The sequence below is a fragment of the Thalassotalea fonticola genome (assembly GCF_032911225.1).
Lineage (GTDB): Bacteria > Pseudomonadota > Gammaproteobacteria > Enterobacterales > Alteromonadaceae > Thalassotalea_A > Thalassotalea_A fonticola.
The window spans coordinates 1,378,038-1,398,840 of record NZ_CP136600.1 but is presented as its reverse complement, the minus strand read 5'-3'; the positions used below and the strand labels follow the sequence as shown (position 1 = coordinate 1,398,840).

The following is a 20,803-nucleotide window of genomic DNA, read 5'->3' as shown; positions in this document are numbered from 1 at the left end:
TCTTTATAAATGGAATGGCGAAAGTTACTGACAAGAAAAACTGTAATCAAACCTCAAATATAAAGCTAACCAAGATGAACAATATTTGGTGATAGCGATAGAAAATTATTGATTAAAAACGGAAATACTAAAGGGGATTAAAATGAAAAAAAACAAATTTAAACTAAGTGCCTTGGCTATTATTATTGGTATAAATGTTGGTAGTGTTTACGCCGCGCAAGATGATGCTGACGTTGAGGTTGCTAAGGCAGCAACTGCAGCAGAAAAAAAAGCCAAACGCATTAAAGACAATGAAGAAACCGAAGTTATTGTGGTAACCGGTTTTAAAGATAGTTTAAGTAAAGCGCTTTCTCACAAGCGGCATGCAGACATTGGTATGGATGTCATTTCAGCGGAAGACATTGGTAAATTACCAGATGTAGAAATCGGTGATGTATTAGAGCGTATTGCTGGGGTACAAGTAGACCGGGGTGACGATGGCGTGGTTAGTGGTACCAGTATTCGTGGTTTACCGGGTTACTTTAACCGCACACTTTATAATGGCCGGGTAATTAGTACATCACTTTCTGAGGAGCGTTTTTTCGACTCCCAAGTGATGCCCGCGGCTTTTATGAGCCGAGTAGAAGTGCACAAAACTTCGTCCGCTGATGTGGTTGAAGGTGGTTTGGCAGGTGTTGTCAATTTAAAAAGTATCCGTGCTTTTGACATAGGCAAAAGAGCAATTCGTTTTAAAGCAACGGCGACTAAACCATCAAATTCTGATGATACCAACTCAGATGTTTTAGCCGTTTTTTCAGACTTATATCTTGACGATAGTTTAGGCTTTACCATTGGTGTTAATAACTTACAGTATGATACTGAAACGCAAAAAAGCTTGAGTGCGGATCCGAAACAAAAACACACCGAAGAGCAGCAAGGGGCAGATTTTAATGGTGATAATGATCTAAATGATACTTTTTATCTACCAGCATCAGTCAACTACGCATTAGATCAGAATTTCCGTGAACGAAGTGCTGCCTTTGTTAACCTTGAGTGGCGACCAACGCCTGAATTAAAGGTTTTTGGCGAAGTGTTCTATAGTGGTTATGATGAAGTTAAAAATCGCTCGCAAGCGCGTATTAAGACCAAAACGGGTAAATTTGCCAGCAACCTTAATAACGATTTTGTTGAATCGAGTGTCTATGAGTCGGACAATTTTAGCGAAGACGAAAGAATATATTTAAATGCTTTTCATAATACCAATGCCGGTTTGGAAGTCACTAACCAACTTAATGAACGTGAGAGTGATACCGCGGTTGCATTTGTTGATGTTGAATACTTGTATGACGCTTGGACGTTTAACTTTGGCGCTAACTTATCCAAATCAAAAACCACCCAATTCCAGGTAGAAGGGAAAAGTGCGTTAGCAACCAATTCGTTAGATGTGAAGATGTATGGTGCTGACATCGACAGTGTTTGGCAAACAGAGTTTGTCAATTACCCTAATGAGCTCGAATTCAAACCCTTAACGGTAAACGGGCAACGACTTGATGCAGAATTTGAAAGCAACTCGTGGGGGCTTGATTTTGACGGTGAATATGAATTTGATTTTGATAATGACTTTATTATGCCAACGTTTATTCAGTTTGGCCTACATTACACTGAGGATGAATCTTTAGCACTAAAACCATCGGCTAATTTTGGTAATAAGCTCGCCGGCTTGCCTATTAGCCCAGAAAGCATTGAAACACGTATTGTTGAACCTTCACGAGGAGACTGGTTCGACGGTGCATTAGATACTCCGATGGAGGACTTTTTCTGGCCAGTTACTGACATGGAAAAGATTATACAGCACAATAACTGGACTTCTGAAATGTTACGAGCTGCTGCTATCGAAGCAGACAATGTAATTTATAACCCCGGTATTGATGATGATCTAAAAGAAGATATTACAGCTGCATATGTACGTTTAAACTTTGAAAATGCAGCAGGAGATTTTACTGGTAATCTAGGCTTAAGATACGTACATACTGATCAGTTTGTCACCGGCAGAGGTACTTCGGGCTTTATTGATGAAGCCAGTGGTGATCCGTTGTTAGATCCTACCTATCAATCAGAAATTTCTGCAGTGTTAGACGAAAACCTTACCAGTGAACGTAGTTATGATAATTATTTACCAAGTTTGAATTTGCGTTACCTGCCAGGCGATGATTGGGTCATTCGTACCGCGTGGAGCAGCACTATGACGAGACCACTACGCGAAGATTTGAAGTTGCTAGATAAATACAATAAGGGCAGTAACACACTGACTTCGCCTGATCCTGAATTAGATGCCTTTGTTTCAGAAAATGTTGATTTAAGTGTAGAGTGGTACTTCGATGAATCCTCGGCGCTAACCTTTGCTTGGTTCTATAAAGATATTGACACTTTAACTGGTCAGCTTACCAGCGTTAAAAGCACACCTGTGTATCACCTTGAAACCGAGCAAGTGTACAACACAGATATAAACTACGATGAGAAAATAAACGATACCGGGGCAATCATTCAAGGGACTACCATCGGTTTTGAACAGCCGTTTAGTTATTTGCCTTCATTTTTATCCAATACCGGCATCAAAGTTAACTATACCTATATTGACAATTCTCGTCCGGATTTGTTGAAGAATGTATCTAAAGATAATGCTGCTACTACCTTATACTACGATGGTACTAAATTTGATGCGCGTTTAAGTCATGTCTATCGCAGTGAAAGATCTCGTAAACTTGGCATTGCCGATACCCCTGACCATTACCGACGTCCATCGAGTACCTTTAATGCCAGCGTTAATTATAAACCAGTTAGGTACGTCAATATTGGTTTAGGTATTTCTAATATTACCGATGAAGCGATCATCGATTATAATGAAAGTGGATCAATAAAAAATGTTTCTGATTCAGGGCGTACTATTTCATTATCGATAACCGCCCGTTTATAAATATTTTTAGCGAGTCTTTTTTGGGCAAGGAAGTTAGCTAGGTTTATTTACTTAACTCAATTGCCTACTATAAAACGGCTAGTCATATTCATGACTAGTCGTTTTTTTAAATTAATTAAATTTTACAGTTTGATTACGGATTTTTGCTGTTAACCGCTCTTTATTAATATGTATTAAAAAAGAATCGGTGAAAATGAAAACAAAACTACTCCCCCTTATTATCTCTTGTGCATTGGTTGGCTCATCAGCCCACGCACAATCTCTTCCAAATCAAAGCAGCGCACCAATATCGGTAGCAGAAACAATTTGGCAAGATGACAGTAAAGTCATGGATGCCTTCATCAGTGATTTAATGGCTAAAATGACCTTGAAGGAAAAAATTGGTCAGTTAGATTTACAGGCCGGTAATGGTGTTCTTACAGGTTCTTATCGCAATAAAGATTACGTTAAGCAGATTAAAGCTGGTCATGTTGGCGCTGTTTTTAATACTTTAGGAGCGAATAGGACTCGCGCATTACAAAAAATTGCTGTTGAAGAAACTCGCTTAGGTATTCCATTAATATTTGGCTACGACGTTATTCATGGTCATCGCACTATTTTTCCAATTTCCCTCGGTGAAGCTGCATCTTGGGATTTACAGGCGATCCAGAAAAGTGCACGAGTATCAGCCGAAGAAGCTTCTGCCGAAGGCTTGCATTGGACCTTTGCCCCTATGGTCGATGTTTCGCGTGATCCACGTTGGGGACGTATTTCTGAAGGTGCCGGCGAAGATGTTTATTTAGGCACGCAAGTGGCCCTTGCCCGAGTAAAAGGCTTCCAGGGGGATGACTTGTCGAAGACGGATACCATTATGGCAACAGCGAAGCATTATGCCGTTTACGGCGCTGCTGAAGGTGGACGTGATTATAACTCGACTGATGTTTCTGAGCGTACTTTACGCAGTATACATTTACCGCCGTTTAAAGCCCTAGTTGATGCCGGCGTGGCAACGTTCATGACCGCTTTTAATGACTTAAATGGTGTACCAGCTACCGCCAATAAATATTTACTGGATGAAATCTTACGCAAGGAATGGGGCTTTGAAGGCTTTGTTGTTACCGACTATACCGCGGTTGAAGAGCTGGTAAAGCATGGTTTTGCCAAGGACAGTAAGCACGCTGCTGAATTGGCATTCAATGCCGGCGCAGATATGGATATGGTTGGACAAAATTATTTTAAGCACCTTGAAGCCTCAGTTACAGAAAACAAGGTTAATATTGCTACCATAGATAAATCTGTTCGCCGTATTTTAGAAATGAAATACCGTTTAGGGTTATTCGAAGACCCATATCGTTACTCTGATCTTTCGCGTGAGAAAAAAGTAGTGCTGAGTCAAGAAAACTTACTTGCCGCACAAGATGTCGCGCGAAAATCTATGGTGTTATTGAAAAATGACAAACAAACTTTACCGCTGTCGCACACGCTAAACTCTATTGCATTAATTGGTCCTTTGGCCAACAGTAAAGCTGACATCATTGGTTCATGGGCTGGCGCCGGAGATAGAAAGACGCAACCGGTTACCGTATTGGAAGGGTTAAAGGCGAAACTTGGCAAGGACGTAAAAATCAATTTCGCCAAGGGTGCAAGCTATAACTATCAAAGTAATAGCAATAAAGGCTTTGGTGCTGCCATGGTAGCGGCGAAAAAATCTGAGGTCATTGTTGTTGTTATGGGGGAGAGTCAAAAAATGACTGGCGAAGCCTCAAGCCGCACATCATTGACCTTGCCAGGTAATCAATTAGCACTACTTAAAGAGCTGAAAAAACTTAACAAGCCTATCGTCTTGGTGTTAATGAATGGCCGGCCATTAAGTCTTAATTGGGCTAATGATAATGTTGATGCCATCTTAGAAACCTGGTTTAGTGGCACCATGGGCGGCCATGCCATTGCCGATGTGTTGTTAGGAGATTATAACCCGTCAGGCAAACTGCCGGTTTCTTTTCCGCGTAATGTTGGCCAGATCCCGGTCTATCACAGCATGAAAAGTACTGGTCGACCTTTTAACCCTAGCATCCCGTTGAAAAAGCAAAATTATACCTCGCGTTATGAAAACTTGGAGAATACTCCGTTGTACGCGTTTGGTCATGGCTTGAGTTATAGCAGTTTTGACTATGGCGAAATTAAACTTTCAAGCGATACCATGACCATGGGCGGCAGCATTGAAGCCTCGGTTAAGGTCACTAATACCGGTCAATACGATGGTGAAGAGGTGGTGCAACTCTATATTCAAGATTTAGTCGGCTCAGCAACCCGTCCGGTGAAAGAGCTAAAAGGTTTTGACAAGTCGATGTTTAAAAAAGGCGAAAGTAAAGTCATTACCTTCACCATTACTGAACAAGACCTAGCTTTTTATCGCCAAGATATGAGCTTTGGTGCAGAGGCGGGTGAATTCAAGTTATTTATTGGTACTGCATCGGATAATACTCAATCTAAATCGTTTTCTTTGGTCGAGAAATAATCCATGGTAAAAATTATTTTTATCATCGCCGTAACTGTATTTGCCGTGATTCCGGCAAGTGCAGTTGCAGCCGCTAAACCCAATATTATTGTCATTTTAGCCGATGATCTTGGCTATGCTGATGTTGGCTACCATCAGTCAAATGATGTCAGTAGCCCAAATATCGACAGGTTAGCAAAAAACGGTAGCTATTTTAGTGCCGGTTATGCCATGGCACCCGTTTGTGGTCCATCGAGAGCCGGTTTATTAACCGGTCGCTATCAAAACCGTTTTGGTTTTGAAGATAATCCTGGTGGGCCATTTCGACAAAACTCTAAGGTCAAACCCGGCATACCTAAATCTGAAGTAAACCTAGGTGAGCAACTACAAAGTCTCGGTTATGCCACTGCCTGGATCGGTAAGGATCATCAAGGTAAAGATGAAGACTTTCATCCGAATAACCGAGGTTTCGAACGTTTTTTTGGTTTTATTGATGGTGCCAGTACTTATTACACCAGCACGAGTAAGAAACAGAAATTACAACGTGATAAACAGCCATTGGTAGAAGGCGAATATCTCACTGATGCCTTTGGCCGAGAAGCGGTTTCCTTTATCAAAGAAAATGCAAAAAATCCGTTCTTTCTCTATTTACCTTTTAATGCGGTTCATGGCCCATTAGAGGCAAAGCCGGAAGATTTAGCAAAATTTTCGCATGTTCAAAATAAAGCCCGTCGCACTATGTTAGCGATGCATCATGCCATGGATAGAAGTATCGGCTTGGTTTATAACACTTTAGAGCAGCTGAACTTAGTTGATAATACTCTGATCGTTTTTTACAGCGACAATGGCGGTAAACCGATTAAAGGACATTCAGGTAATGCTTCGTTGAATACACCATTAAAAGGACAGAAAGGTAGCTTACTTGAGGGCGGCATTCGTGTGCCGTTTTTAATGCATTGGCCAAAACGTATTGCCGCCAATAACCGGGTTGATTTCCCTGTTGCGGCCATCGATGTTTTTCCTACCGTACTTGCTGCTACGGGTGATGATGTTAAGCCTGGCAATAAGCTTGATGGCATCAACTTGCTGCCTTATTTAACCGAGGAACTCAAAGCACCAGCTGGACGAAATTTATATTGGCGTTTTTTATATCAGTGGGCCGTTCGTGATAACGACTGGAAGCTGGTGAAGTTAAAGGGCGTTAAACAGCCAGAGCTTTACCATTTATCTAAAGATATTTCCGAGCAACATAACGTTGCCAAACAATTTCCGCAAATTGTTAAACGCTTAGAGCAGCAGTTTAACACTTGGTCAGCCCGTATGATGCAACCACAATGGAGTTGGCAAGCTCGATTCGGTGGAAATTATAACGTCAACAAAGCCAAGAAAATTATCAATAAAGGTTAATCTAATGAAAAAAAATATCTTAAAAACTTTGCTTGCTTTGTGTGTGGTCAGTACAGCTCACCATGCTACAGCAGCAGCTGTAAGCAATGCTAAAGAAAATGCAGCAGAGCAACGGCCGAATATACTGTTTATCATGTCAGATGATCATGCGGTGCAAGCATTGAGTGCTTATGGTCATCCGGTGTCAAAACTGGCACCTACGCCGAACCTTGATCGTATTGCTAAAAATGGGATGCGTTTTGATAAAGGTTTTGTCACCAACTCATTATGTGGCCCAAGCCGGGCAGCAATGTTAACCGGCAAATTTGGCCATAAAAATGGCTTTTCCTATAACGGTCAAAAATTTGACGGCAGCCAGCCGACCTGGCCGAAGATGTTGAAACACGCAGGTTATCAAACTGCGGTGATTGGCAAATGGCACATTGGCAAAAAACCGGAAGGCCTGGAATTTGATTTCTGGAAAATATTGAACGATCAGGGGGAATATTATAATCCCGATATTATCACCAAAGATGGCGTTGAACGGGTGGAAGGCTACGCCACCGATTTAGTCACTGATTTCAGCCTGCAGTGGTTAGATAAACAACGAGATAAAAGTAAACCGTTTGCGCTGTTAATGCATCATAAAGCGCCGCATCGTAACTGGATGCCAGCCTTGCGTCATTTACAGCAATATGAAAATACTAAGTTTCCGGTACCGGAAACTTACTTCGATGATTACCAAGGCCGCACCGCCGCGGCAGAGCAAAAGTTAAACATCTACCGTGATATGTACGAAGGTCACGATTTAAAAATGACCAAAGCAGCAGGCAGCAATGAATTACGTTACGACCGCTGGCCTGATCATTTTGCCCGTTTAACCAAAGAGCAACGTGCCACTTGGAATGCGGCCTATAAAAAACGTAATGATGATATGAACAATGCCAATTTCGATGATAAAGATATGGCGTTATGGAAGTATCAACGTTATATGCAAGATTACCTTGCGACCATTTCCGCCGTGGATGAAAGCATTGGTGAAGTACTGGATTATTTAGAAGCGAACGGTTTATCGGAAAACACCTTAGTGGTTTACACTTCCGATCAAGGGTTTTACTTAGGTGAACATGGCTGGTTTGATAAACGCTTTATGTATGAAGAGTCAATGCGTGCACCACTGTTGATGCAATTTCCTGGCAAAATACCCGCCGGTTCGGTGTCGAACGAGTTAGTGCAAAATATCGATTTTGCGCCAACCTTTTTAGACTACGCTGGTGTGGACATTCCAGCAGATATTCAGGGCGAATCATTAACAGCAATCACTTCTGGCGAACCAGTAGAGAATTGGCGCCAGTCACTGTATTACCATTATTACGAATACCCAGGATTTCATTCGGTGAAACGCCATTTTGGCGTCAGAGATCAGCGTTATAAATTGATCCATTTCTACAATGATGTCGATCAATGGGAATTCTATGATTTAGAAAAAGATCCCAGTGAAATGAATAATGCCATCGACAAGGTGGAATATAAAGCCGAGATCGCTCGGATGAAAACTGAGTTAAGCAAGCTTATGGTTCAATACGATGAACCGGATTACTCGGAATGGAAAGATGCTGTGCTCAAACGAGGTAATCGTTGGAAAAAGGGTGGTAAGAAAAAGAAAAAAACAATAAAAACAGCTAAAACTAATAAATTGAAACCAGTTAATTAGACCTTTAAAGCAGTGAAAACCTTAAATGTTATTTAAGCTTCTAGCTGCTTTTTATTATCAACAGTATCAGGACTCATTATGTCAATTTCAAAAATAGCACTACTCTGTGTGATTAATATCTTAATGTTAACTAAGGTAAGTGCTTCTGTTTTTCCCAAAGATATTGAAGCGGAAGCAATAGCAGGCGCAAAAAAAAGAAACATTGTGTTTATCTTAACCGATGACCATAGGTATGATGCCATGGGCTTTACTGGTCACCCATTTATGAAAACCCCACATCTTGATTCGATCGCCAAGGAAGGCATTCATTTAAAGAATGCTTTTGTGACCACCTCGCTTTGTTCACCGAGTCGGGCATCTATCCTTACCGGACTTTATACCCATAAACATCGGGTGATTGATAATAATAGGTTGGAACAACCGGATACCGTTTACTTCCCGCAATATTTACAACAGCAAGGTTACAACACCAGTTTTTTCGGCAAATGGCATATGGGCAAACACAGTGATGAAAAACGTCAGGGCTTTGATCACTGGGTGAGTTTTCCTGGCCAAGGACATTACCTGCCACCAAACCCATACTATACCCTTAATGTGAATGGTAAACGGGTTAAGCAACAGGGGTATATTACCGATGAGCTTACGGACTATGCCATAGACTGGATGGAGCTGCAAAGTAACAGCGATAAACCTTTTATGATGTACCTTTCCCATAAGGCGGTACATGCTGACTTTACCCCAGCAGAGCGTCACAAAGGCATGTACGATGGCCAGGTGAATTTACCGGTTACCCATAAAATTGCAGATTACAATGAGAATACCCCGCGTTGGCTGCGTGATCAGCGCAACAGTTGGCACGGAGTAGACTTTCCATATCACAGCGAAGTCGATATCAAAAAATATTACCAAAATTATACCGAAGCCTTTGCTGGCGTTGACGACAGTATTGGTCGGGTGAAAGCGCAATTAAAGAAAATGGGTATATATGAGGAAACCTTAATCATTTACATGGGCGATAACGGTTTTATGTTTGGCGAGCATGGCTTAATTGACAAGCGTGTGGCTTACGAAACGTCAATTCGAGTGCCAATGGTAATGCAATGTCCGGAACTCTTTGAGGGCGGACAAACGCTAGAGCAAGTAGTCGCCAATATTGATATTGGTCCAACTATTTTAGAAGCGGCAGGCATTAAAACTCCTGAGCATATGGATGGCAAAAGCTTTATTGCCTTAGCGCAAAAACAAGAGATTCCATGGCGAGACTATTTCTTATATGTGTACTACTGGGAGAAAAATTTCCCCCAGTCACCTACTGTATTTGCCTTGCGTGGTGAGCGCTTTAAATTCATTACTTACTATGGTTTATGGGATACCGATGAATTATATGATTTGCAAAATGATCCAAATGAAACGATCAATTTAATTGCCGATGAAAAATATGCGCAAGTTATAACAACGATGGAAAACAAGCTCTATGAAATGTTAAATGATGCTGGCGGTATGGACATTCCAATGAATAAGCCGGGCGGAGAATTTCGTAACTTGCGTTACCAAAAGCGTGATGGCGATAAGGCCGCTAACTTTCCTGATAACCGTGTAGTGTCAAAGCCAGTTAACATTAATGCGCATTAAAAAACTGCTGTGTTTTTGCTGGTGAGACTCTAAACAGTGCCCAATAAAAAGTGGGCACTGATCTAGAAAAATATTATTGAGCTTAAAGCGTGCTATTCAACGCGGCAACAATACTGATGTTAAAGGTAGCTGCCACAGTATCTACCCCGTCACTGACACTAATCGTTATTTCATTGCTACCAATATGTTCAGCGCCAGGTTGACCTTTGAGAACGTTTTCTGAAATTGTTAGCCAATCGACACCATCTGTTTTCATAAATTTTAAACTATCACCATCTACATCTGTTGCGGTTAAGGCCGTGATAAATTGATCTCCTTCTACGCCTTTGGTTGTCATTACACAGGGGAGGCTCGGTGCGTGATTTAAAAAAGTGGCATGATCTGTATCTTTTGCGACACCTACATTACAAGCAAGTAAAATTAACGCAACAGGTACTAGGCGCAACTTGATATATGGCTGTCTAAATTTCGATTGTGAGAATATCCGCATGAATTCCCTCCTTATTCAATCATTTACATCGGTTAAATTACTTAATACACGGGTTTACAGCTAGTCTGAAACCTGCGATAAGGTGTTGATCATTATTGAAACACTGGTGCTTTCTTAGATAAAGAGTTTTGCTTAGATGAAATCCGCAAAAAATAATCAAGAGCTATAAATCATCTAGGAAGTGTCGATGTGTTATTCTTTAGGTAAATAAAAAGCAAAAAAAATACGGATTTTGGTGCCTAGGCACTCTTTATATATGATAAGGGAATATTTTCTTATCAAAGAGATTAGTAATCAAGGGGGTAAAGCGAAGATGATTCTTAAACTATCGCTTTTCTGTACTCCTGTCGAACCGTAAAGAGGCATCCTAGCTACAATGTTAAACAATAATTTATTAAATCGAACAAAGCACTTTGCTATTTATCTTTTAATTTTCCTGTTATCTGCCTGTAATGGTGGTTCTTCTGGGGAAGCAGAGCCCAAATTAACACCGAACAATGTCCCTTCGGCTCCTAACATTGCAATGAATAGAGCGACACAGGGTGAGCTATTCAGAGCTTCTTTATCGGCAACAGACGCCGATAATGACAGTTTATCTTTCACAAAAATAAGTGGCCCTAACTGGTTATCTGTTGACGGCGGTAATTTACTGGGAACGCCTACTGCAGATGATGTTGGTCTCAGTAGCGTAGTGATTGAAGTCAGCGATGGTAAAGACACCACCCAGGCAAGTATATCTATTACCGTAGTGGCAGTGATCACTGATGAACGGCCCAATGTAATTGTTTTTTATGCTGATGATATGGGCTGGGGGGATGTCGGTTATCATGGTTATGATGATATTCGCACCCCAAATATTGATGAGTTAGCGGCAAGTGGCACCACTTTTAACCAAGGTTATGTGGCGGCATCTGTTTGTGGCCCTTCACGTGCCGGATTAGTAACTGGTGTTCATCAACAGCGCTTTGGTTATTATGGCAATGGCGGCGTTTCTCACGTGCCGCCGTCTCAACCTATGATTTTCGAACAATTAAAAAAGCATGACTATCAAACTGCCGTTGTTGGTAAGTGGCATTTAGGTGAAGAAGCGGGTTTACCGAATAGTCGTGGTGTTGATTTTTTCTATGGCTTCCATAATGGTTCACACGATTATCACGTTTCAGATCTCGTTGAGGGAGGAAAAACAAGTCAAGCTCCTATTTATCGAAATGGTAATGTTGAGCCTCCTATTCAGGATAGTAAAGGTTATCTTACCGAAATGTTTAGTCATGAAGCGGCTAACTTTATTGATAATGCGAATACGACAGAGCCATTTTTCGTCTATGTTGCTTATAATGCTGTGCACGCCCCTTGGCAAGTGCCCCAAGAATATCTTGATCGCTTAGCGGATCTACAAGTAGAAGATGAGCGTAAGTTTTTTGCAGGCATGATATTGGCCCTTGATGATGGTATTGGCGAGGTAATGGATGCCGTAGAAAGAAAAGATGCTACCGACAATACGCTAGTATTTTTCTTATCTGATAACGGAACTCCGAGAAAACACGGGTTCGAAAAACCGAAAGAGAAATCTCGAGGTACAACTACCATGTCGAGCCCTGGGCCATTGAATGGTTTCAAAGGCGACTCTTACGAAGGCGGAATTCGCATTCCTTTCTTAGTGTCTTGGCCTGGAAAAGTACCTGTTGCTGAATACAGTGACCCTGTGATTAATCTCGACATAGTACCGACAATCATGGCAAGAATGGGAGTGACTGAACCATATGCAGGGTTAAACTTTGATGGTGTAGATTTATTCCCTTTTATTACCGGGGAGGAATCTGGACGACCTCATGAAGTTATGCACTGGCGAAGAGGGGAAGATTATGCCTTACGTCAGGATGATTGGAAGCTGACTTATAATGATCAAAGTGGCTCACAACGAATCATGCTATTTAATTTAGCTGACGATCCTGGAGAGTGGCAAGACCTCAGCGATGCCCACCCAGAACAAGCCCAGACTATGCAGAATATGTTTGATGCCTGGGATAGTGCTCTGCCTGACAATCTAAATGGCGCCAATACGAACCCAAGCAATCGAAATTATGAATATTCAAATGGTTATAGACGTTCCGTTAGTGAGTGGAATGCGCAACAATAAATAAGTATATCGTTAAGCCTTAGCTGACACTTTGTATATATTACAGAATGTTAGTTAAGGTTTTTATGAATTGAAAAATAACAAGTCCTTAGAAAATAAATCCTTTCTCTCCCTCAAAATTCATCATTTCGACTAGACCATATACAGTCACAATTTTAAGTTATAGCTCGGCCTAACATACTTAAACTCTGACGTTTATGACAAGCACTGCAGAGATAGAGCTTATCGGCTTTTACGAATCATGTACTCACAAAGTTAAGTTGGTAAAGCGCTTTGAAAAGCTTAACTAGGCATGTGCTTTAGACTTTATTGATGATGTAGTCGACAAACTTCCATACGGACTAAAAATAATCCGTACTGATAATGTTCATGACTTTACGATGATTTAGGAAAGAAATACCTTTGGCCTGACCCAATTGCAACTGCCAAATAGGTCGTTCTGATCTAACAAATAAACGAGAATTTTATCAATAAATAAATGGTAATAGCTATGCGACTTAAATGCTGAATAAGCTGCTAGACAGGCGTTTACAGTTATCACAGGCTAGATGTAAGGCTAGAGGATATCATGAGACTCTCGTATCATAAATGAGAGTCTCATAAGAGGCTGCATACATATTGAGCCTAATTCACTAGCTGGTATTTTTCTTTTTCTTTTTCTTTTTCTTTTTCCTTTTCTTTTTCTTTTTCTTATTTTTTGGCTCTACAGCAGGCTGTTTACTTTGAATGTCATTAAATTTTATAACGTTTTTAATGTTTCCTTCTGGGTACCCGCTATTTCGGTTATTGGCGGTTTTACCAAAAGCATTATCGGGTAAGCTGCTGTCCCATTGATCAAACTTGTTTTGTAGTTGTTGGGCGATTTTTGGGAATTGACGACTTAGATCATGAAACTCTTCTATATCGTTTTCCAAATCAAATAATTGTATCGTTTTCGGGCCGCTTTCGTCATTGAATGTTAATTTCCATTTTCCGTCACGGATTGCATAATCTTCATCTCTTCGCCAATACATTACACGAGTCAGATCCGCTTTGTTTTTATTTGTGATATACGGCAGTAAATCGATGCCATCAAGGGGTAATCCTTTTTTAGATTCCTTCATGCCAATAGCTGCCAATGTTGTTTTGACGATATCTAAATTCAACACAGGTTGTGCATACGTTTGGTTTTCAGGTATTTTGTTTGGCCATCTCATGACAAATGGTACTCTTATGCCACCTTCATAGGTATCACCTTTGAAGCCATTAAATGGACCTGGGCTAGACATCACTGTTTGGCCACGTTTTTTCTTCTTTGGAGGTACTAAACCTTGTCCTCTAGGGCTACCGTTGTCACTCATAAAAAATACCAAGGTATTTTCATCTACACCATTGCGTTTTAATGATTGCAAAACAGCGCCTACACCATCATCCATCGCTAGTAGCATGCCGGCAAATAATTTTCGTTCTTTATCTGTTTTTAGATGCTTTAAACGTTCTAAGTATTTTTGTGGAACATCCCATGGATGGTGGACTGCGTTATAGGCTAAATAAAGCAAAAACGGTTTATCGGCAGAGCGGTCAATAAAGCTAACTGCTTCATTGGTAAACATTTCAGTTAAGTAGCCATTCGATTCTTGGATCGGCGGCTCTTTTTCATAGTTGCGATAAATGGGAGCCAGACTTTTTTTGGCTTGTGGCTCATTACTTGATTTATAGTAATCGTGAGCACCGTTTAAAAAACCATAATAAAAATCTGTGCCTCGTTTCAAAGGGTGTCCTTCATCATCGCCAATATGCCACTTTCCTACAGCTCCTGTGGTATAGCCATGAGCTTTAACTCTTTCGAAAATAGTCGGTTGTGAAGTTGGTATATGGGTGTTTTCACCATTGCCGTAAAATCCAAATTTTTGCTGATGCACTCCGGAAATCAAGCCAGCTCTTGATGGTCCACAAACTGATGCCGAAACATAAGCTTGAGAAAATTGCGTTCCTTGTTTGGCGAGTTTATCTATATTCGGGGTATATACGTCATTATAGCCGTGATAGCCAACGTCTCCCCAACCTTGATCATCGGAGTAAATGATCACGATATTGGGCTTACTGTCTGGGGATGTAGTTGCTTTGCTTTGATATGAATGTACAATATTTGCTTTTGAAAAGAGGCAAATAAACAGGCTCAATATCATGACTTTTTCTTTCATTTTTGTTTGTCCATTAAGGTGTTAGGTAAGTTGAAAGCCGCCTAAAGTGCGGCTTTCAACTTATTCGCTGTGGAAATGCAAATAAACAACAAGTGATAACTCACTCCATTACTCGCACTGAGTAGTACTATCAGTGTCTCCACTTAGGGAGCTCAGCTTCCCATTCTTTATAGGCTTTTATCATAGTCGCTAGCTGCAGAGGGTCTTGCTTTGCTAAGTTCATTTGCTCCTTGGGATCTTGCACTAAGTTATAAAGTTCTGGTGGCTCAAATAAGTTGTCATTGCGCTCAGCATCAATTACTTGCCGACCTTTATAATGTTTTATCCCTAACTCTTTATGTAATGTCTTGAGCTTTTTCTTATTAATACTCCACACTAATTTCCAGTCACCCACTCGAGCTGCGCGGTGCGAACCATTGCGCCAAAATAAGTCACCTCTAACATCGGATGGTGTTTTCTGACCTAGTAACTGTGCACTGATATCTTTACCGTCCAGGTTTAATTGTTCAGGTAATTTAGCTCCGGAAACTTTTGCAAATGTTGGCAAAAAGTCTAAAGTCGAAATCATCCCATTGTATTGGCTTTTACTGGCAATTTTATTACCCCATTGCATCGCTACGGGTACTCGCACCCCTCCTTCATAATAAGTAGCCTTATTGCCCCTGAAAATTGTGCTGTAGACCTTCTTGCCGCCATTATCATTGGCAAAGACTACCAGCGTATTGTCAGTAAGATCGGCTTGGTCTAACGCATCTAGAATCGTGCCTACGGAAGCATCCAATGCAGCAATAACCCCGTCATGTGCTGTGCCTCCTTTCGGAATATAATGTTTAGGTACGGTGTCTGGTGCATGAACGTTATAAGGGGCAAAATACAAAAAGAACGGCTTATCTTTTTTCTTTAATATAAGTTGCTTTGCTTCTTCGGCGAAGGCGTCAGTCAAGTAGCCTCTGACCTGAACCGATTCACCGTTGCGAACAATATCTAAATTGGGCTTTTCATTTTTCTTTATTACAACTTTTTTATCTTTTTTTATTGCCTGTAATTCACTTTTAAATTGATAAAAACCACTGGCACCTCGATAACCAAACCAATGATCAAACCCTCTTGCATTGGGTTGATATTTATCAGCAGTGCCTAAATGCCACTTACCAATGGCATAAGTTTCATAACCCGCCTGTTTTAAAATAGCTGGCATCATTACTTCTTTTTCATCAACACCATAGTCTGTTTCATAGCGACTTTCGGTTGAACCTGGCAAGGTTTCAAAATCAAATCTTGCTTGATATCGCCCAGTCATTATGCCCGCTCTGCTTGGTGCACAAGTGGCGTGGGTAACATAAGCATTATTAAAGCGCATGCCGGTATCAAAAATTGAATCAATTCTGGGGGTGGTAGCATTAGTTTTAACAGAGCCTGTTGCTCCTAATGCACCATAATGCATGTCATCGGCGAAAATTAATACTATGTTTGGCTGTTCATTCGCCTGACTCACTCCTGTCATGAATAAACAAATTATATTTGTCAGCAAAAATAAGCTTAGCCTGATTTTTTTTATTTCTATCATTTAATATCCAGTTAAATTAATGGTTATTAGTAAAGAGTAGGCAAGGGGCTTTATCCGTAAAAAAACAGTATTAATAATTCAGGTTAGGCGTCTAAAATCATTGCTGGATTGTACTAGTAAATTCTTTCTTTATCTGCATGATAAATAATCGTACGTGTACAGAGCTGCAACTGAAGGTTGCTGTATTAACTAAATTATAACTGGGCAGCGTATGCTTTATCTCAATATTGTACATTAAGTAAGTTTTGCCCCTATATAGTATTAAACGTTTGGAATAGTCAGAGTTCGTAATTATTTCCACTAGTACAGCCGTAAAATGAAATTAAAGACAAAAAAGGTTACGGATATAGTATTCTGACGGCTCTTTATAAGATAGAAATGAAAAAATATTTATTATCAGGCCATTAGTTAGATAATAATAAAATGATGTTATGCATATAAACACTTGGCCTGAATAAAATATCACTGTTGAACTTTAAAAGAGGCCCTTAGCTACCATGTTGTACATTCAATTATTAAAGCGGATAAAGTATTTTTCTATATGCCTTATTCTTTCCTTGCTATCGGCTTGTAGTGGCGGTTCATCAGAAAAAACAGAGCCAGAATTAACGCTTAACCATGCCCCTACAACTCCAACAATTACCAATACCAATGCTACTGAAGGTGTGCTTTTTAGGGAACTATTATTGGCGACTGATGCCGATAACGATGACTTAATCTTCACTAAAGTCAGTGCTGAGAGCTGGTTAGCCGTTGTTAATGGCGAGTTAGTAGGTACGCCCGCTACGACAGATATCGGGGTTACTTCTGTAGTGATTGAGGTCACTGATGGACAAGCTAGCAGGCAAAACACCTTGTCTATTAACGTTGCAGCCAAAAATTCGACTGAATTGTATGTAAATGAGAATATTCGCATCAATGATTGGCAATATGCGAGTACTGATTCGGTATCATTAGTTGCTGCCGCTCAACTTAGTGGTGAATATGCAATAGCCAATAACGAACTCATTGAAATTCGGGATATTCGTCAAAATTTATTAAATTCAATTACCAGTAGTGAAATTGAAGCACTACTACCAGGTGCTGACTTATCAGAAGACAACGCTATTTGTGCAATGAGTTTTACTCCCAGTGGCAGGTTTCTTTATCTCGGTATTTGTACCAAAAGCAGCGATGTGGATAAAGATGCGATTCTCGCTTATAACACCAACACTAAAGTCTTAAGTGTTTTTGACCGGTTAACAATATCTGCAGATAACGCAGGGACGAAACGTTATGGTATGACATTTTTTAAAGGAGAGTTGTTTGTTGGTAGCGAGAATGGTTTATATCGCTATGATGCAACTCGTAACGCTGTTGCAGATACTAAAGGCGATCAGCCAATAGGGAACATAGTAGCAACTGATAGCGCAGTAACAGGCTTAACCATTGATATGCCCGGCCAAACACTTTATTTAACTACAAAAAATAGCCTTTATCGTAGCGCTATAGACACAGTAGTGTTGGACACAATTGCTGTAGAGTCGGACATACAAGCGCTTACGTTTGCTCGCACTTATGGTAGCAGCAGTACCGAAGGTCTTTACTTACTGAAAAACGACGGCATAAAAGCCAGTGTGTTAATGATCAGTACCGATGATTTACGGGGGGAGAAAGATGCGAGTTTATCGCTGTATAGTGAATTCTCTGCCGATTTAGCCGATATCGCAGCGACAGCCGACGGCAAAATGTTACTTGCTAACACTAAGGCCGCGATCATCCATGATGTAACAGACACTCGTTTGGACTTCGATGCTTGGTTAAAAGATGAATTGAGCCAGTATGTGTCGGCAATAAAGAGTTTAACGTCGACTAACACTATTACCGGTGGTAATAACTTAGTACCAGAAGGGTTTCTTACTCGAAAAATCGTTGCTGCGGATCAAAGTCCAAGCACTAGCCCCATAGCTGATAATGTTGGCTGGGCCATTTATCTGCTGATGGCTGCCGATAAAGTGAGCCCTGATGCTGACATTGAACCGCTAATCGAGTTATTGATCAAACGTCATGCCGGCTTGCACCCCGATACGTTAGGTGGGGTTAAAACCGTTGATGGGCATTTTGTCCGTAATTACGAATCGAATGGTAATGTCAGTAATGACAATGCCCAGCCACAAGTTTATATCAGCATGAAGTTTATTCCAGCAGTGTATAAAGCGGCTGAATTTTATCCTGACAATGATAATATCCAAGCCTATAAAGAGTATTTACGGCAAACGATGAAACGGGCAAGTGATACCATTCGCGCCGAACAACGTATTACCTGGACCAATGATAAGCATGGCCCTATTTTAGTCAATAACAAAATGAGCAATGAAACCTGGCTTTACGGCGATATCGGCGCCGCGCAAGACCCGTTTGCCACTCAAGATTACGCCGAATATGTCTACTCCCGCACTAAAATGAATTATAGTGATTGGTTGTTAAACGAACCGGTGATAAGAGCATCTCATTCAGCCTTTATAATTATGGGCGGCACCATGATCCTGCGACACCATTTTGACGATCCCGATTGGAATGAGCAAAACCGTAACTATTATGCGGCTACCCGAGCCGCTGGCGACGATTTAGGCGCCCCTTATTTTGCCGCATTTTCTGCTGGTAATAATCCTGAAAAGTCAGGGAATTATTACAACGATGGACCAAGTGATCACCCTGGGAATATCATACATTTCCCTGCGGTATTAGGTTTAGGTCAGCTAGGTTGGACGGCTCCCGTCGTAGGTGGTTACATGGCCTATCGTGATGGGCTACGACAAGAAATGCTGAATAGTTCAACGGAACCTAACCTTTCAATGCTAACGCGATGGTCAATGACAGATGCAAGTTATGTTATGCCATCGGTTGGCATCGCTGATTTTTGGTACGGTGCTTTAGGTCTGGTTGAAACTATTGATCCTGGCGTGCTTGCGGAAATACGTGATGAGTTTTACTTACCAAAACTCGTTGAATCCACCTCTCTTGCCGGAAATGTTGAATTACATTATTCAAAAATTACGCCGCGCCGGGTGATTGGTATTGATACCGAGGGCAATGAAACCTCACTGGGATTTCAGTTGTCACCTTTTGAGTTAGCTACAGGAGAAAACTACTCCGAATATAAAGCCATAGATCCAGAAGGTGAGTTACTGGAACTTAACGATGTTATCTCTGCTACTCCGCGTTTCATCAATTCAAACTTCGAAAATGGCTTAACCGGCTGGAGCCAACTAGGTAACGCTACATTCGGCAGTTCAGATAACGATAATAGCCGTATTGTTGGTGCGAGTGCTGAGATTAAAACGAATGCTACTGTGCTTGTTGCTGAGGCTAGTTTGAGACAAACGCTTGAACTGTCTTTAGATCTTGATAATACCCGTTATATCATCCGTGGCAATGGACTTATTTCTACAACTGATGCACCTGGTCATGCGTATTTACACCTTGCTTGGGATAATGATAATAATGCCGATAATGGCACCTTAACTGATCAAAGTAGCAATTTCCTCGATGACAATAATCGCCGTGTCGAATTTGTTAACACCACGTCTAAGCCTGTGGGAGCCACTCACTTGCATTTGTCGTTTGTTGTTGAGCCACTAGCAATTGGCGAGTATAGGTATTTATTTGATGATCTATCTATTGTCCGCTTGGGTGCTAGCTCGCCGTTGATAAATGGCGATTTCGAAAATGGCATGACTGGCTGGCTTAGCTCGGCAAGTGAAATTAGTTTAACTTCCGATCCAGAAAAAGTACTGAAAGGGACTAATTCACTGCGATTTTCTTTAGGGCAGGGTGATAAAAATTGGAAAAGCCTTAGTACTGAGCTTGATGTTTCTAATGACCGCGAAGGGACTCGCTATATTTTCCGTTTGGCAACTAAAGTTATCACTATGCGAGATTCTGATTTTGAAATTTTAATTGATGTCTATGATGATGCCGGAGAGAAAATAATAACCCGCAATGATGTTGGGGATATCCTTCCGGCAACATCTGGCGACATTACGTTTACCTTCCGAAAACGCCCAAATGATGCCCGCTATGTGATCACTTTTAGGATGAAGCGCAACAGTAAATCTTCTGCCGGTACCGATGAAATCATTATTGATGATTTTCGCTTAGATAAAGAACAACTGTTTTAGCGCTTAATTGGCGGCTGAGTCATTCAGCCATTGTCAACACTCAGTAATTTTCATCTTGTGCCTTTATATTTTCATAAAGGCACTATTCAAGCTACCTAGCGTGAC

Annotated in this window: 10 protein-coding genes; 7 read left to right on the top strand and 3 right to left on the bottom strand. The window is 40.9% G+C overall.

All coding sequences use genetic code 11. The features are described from left to right. The first annotated feature begins 142 nt into the window (after window positions 1-142). From RI844_RS05745 to RI844_RS05725, 5 genes are all read left to right on the top strand, one after another. A complete protein-coding gene (locus tag RI844_RS05745; protein ID WP_348397486.1) occupies window positions 143-2,953 on the top strand; it encodes a TonB-dependent receptor in 2,811 nt (936 codons plus the stop codon). A 193-nt stretch (window positions 2,954-3,146) separates the two neighbouring features. Then, window positions 3,147-5,450 (top strand): beta-glucosidase BglX, encoded by a 2,304-nt coding sequence (bglX, locus tag RI844_RS05740; RefSeq protein ID WP_348397485.1) that lies wholly within the window; start codon window positions 3,147-3,149, stop codon window positions 5,448-5,450. 3 nt (window positions 5,451-5,453) lie between these two features. Then, a complete protein-coding gene (locus RI844_RS05735; RefSeq protein WP_348397484.1) occupies window positions 5,454-6,836 on the top strand; it encodes a sulfatase-like hydrolase/transferase in 1,383 nt (460 codons plus the stop codon). A 4-nt stretch (window positions 6,837-6,840) separates the two neighbouring features. Next, window positions 6,841-8,529 carry a sulfatase family protein gene (locus RI844_RS05730; protein WP_348397483.1) on the top strand — a complete coding sequence of 563 codons (1,689 nt, stop codon included), beginning with the start codon at window positions 6,841-6,843 and terminating at the stop codon, window positions 8,527-8,529. A gap of 78 nt (window positions 8,530-8,607) precedes the next feature. After that, window positions 8,608-10,161 carry a sulfatase family protein gene (locus tag RI844_RS05725; protein ID WP_348397482.1) on the top strand — a complete coding sequence of 518 codons (1,554 nt, stop codon included), beginning with the start codon at window positions 8,608-8,610 and terminating at the stop codon, window positions 10,159-10,161. Window positions 10,162-10,243: 82 nt separating this feature from the next. Here the strand turns inward: RI844_RS05725 and RI844_RS05720 are convergent, their stop codons facing one another. Then, window positions 10,244-10,651, bottom strand: a complete 408-nt coding sequence (locus RI844_RS05720; protein ID WP_348397481.1) for a hypothetical protein — start codon at window positions 10,649-10,651, stop codon at window positions 10,244-10,246. A 376-nt stretch (window positions 10,652-11,027) separates the two neighbouring features. On the opposite strand from RI844_RS05720, the gene RI844_RS05715 reads away from it, so the two are divergent. Beyond that, window positions 11,028-12,788, top strand: a complete 1,761-nt coding sequence (locus RI844_RS05715) for a sulfatase-like hydrolase/transferase (protein WP_348397480.1) — start codon at window positions 11,028-11,030, stop codon at window positions 12,786-12,788. A 632-nt stretch (window positions 12,789-13,420) separates the two neighbouring features. On the opposite strand, the gene RI844_RS05710 is transcribed toward RI844_RS05715, so the two are convergent. Then, window positions 13,421-14,971 (bottom strand): sulfatase family protein, encoded by a 1,551-nt coding sequence (locus tag RI844_RS05710; protein WP_348397479.1) that lies wholly within the window; start codon window positions 14,969-14,971, stop codon window positions 13,421-13,423. A 130-nt stretch (window positions 14,972-15,101) separates the two neighbouring features. Further along, complete coding sequence (locus RI844_RS05705) at window positions 15,102-16,538, bottom strand: sulfatase-like hydrolase/transferase (protein ID WP_348397478.1); 1,437 nt, start codon at window positions 16,536-16,538, stop codon at window positions 15,102-15,104. 497 nt (window positions 16,539-17,035) lie between these two features. Here RI844_RS05705 and RI844_RS05700 point away from each other — a divergent pair, with 497 nt between their 5' ends. After that, the gene (locus RI844_RS05700) at window positions 17,036-20,698 is read left to right on the top strand and encodes a hypothetical protein (RefSeq protein WP_348397477.1); all 3,663 of its coding nucleotides are present in this window, start codon (window positions 17,036-17,038) and stop codon (window positions 20,696-20,698) included. The last annotated feature ends 105 nt before the right edge of the window (window positions 20,699-20,803 follow it).

What these genes read in the sequence shown, in the direction of transcription:
- RI844_RS05745 (WP_348397486.1), top strand. Translation starts at nt 143, where the DNA reads ATGAAAAAAAACAAATTTAAACTAAGTGCCTTGGCTATTATTATTGGT.
- bglX (WP_348397485.1), top strand. Translation starts at nt 3,147, where the DNA reads ATGAAAACAAAACTACTCCCCCTTATTATCTCTTGTGCATTGGTTGGC.
- RI844_RS05735 (WP_348397484.1), top strand. Translation starts at nt 5,454, where the DNA reads ATGGTAAAAATTATTTTTATCATCGCCGTAACTGTATTTGCCGTGATT.
- RI844_RS05730 (WP_348397483.1), top strand. Translation starts at nt 6,841, where the DNA reads ATGAAAAAAAATATCTTAAAAACTTTGCTTGCTTTGTGTGTGGTCAGT.
- RI844_RS05725 (WP_348397482.1), top strand. Translation starts at nt 8,608, where the DNA reads ATGTCAATTTCAAAAATAGCACTACTCTGTGTGATTAATATCTTAATG.
- RI844_RS05720 (WP_348397481.1), bottom strand. Translation starts at nt 10,651, where the DNA reads ATGCGGATATTCTCACAATCGAAATTTAGACAGCCATATATCAAGTTG.
- RI844_RS05715 (WP_348397480.1), top strand. Translation starts at nt 11,028, where the DNA reads ATGTTAAACAATAATTTATTAAATCGAACAAAGCACTTTGCTATTTAT.
- RI844_RS05710 (WP_348397479.1), bottom strand. Translation starts at nt 14,971, where the DNA reads ATGAAAGAAAAAGTCATGATATTGAGCCTGTTTATTTGCCTCTTTTCA.
- RI844_RS05705 (WP_348397478.1), bottom strand. Translation starts at nt 16,538, where the DNA reads ATGATAGAAATAAAAAAAATCAGGCTAAGCTTATTTTTGCTGACAAAT.
- RI844_RS05700 (WP_348397477.1), top strand. Translation starts at nt 17,036, where the DNA reads ATGTTGTACATTCAATTATTAAAGCGGATAAAGTATTTTTCTATATGC.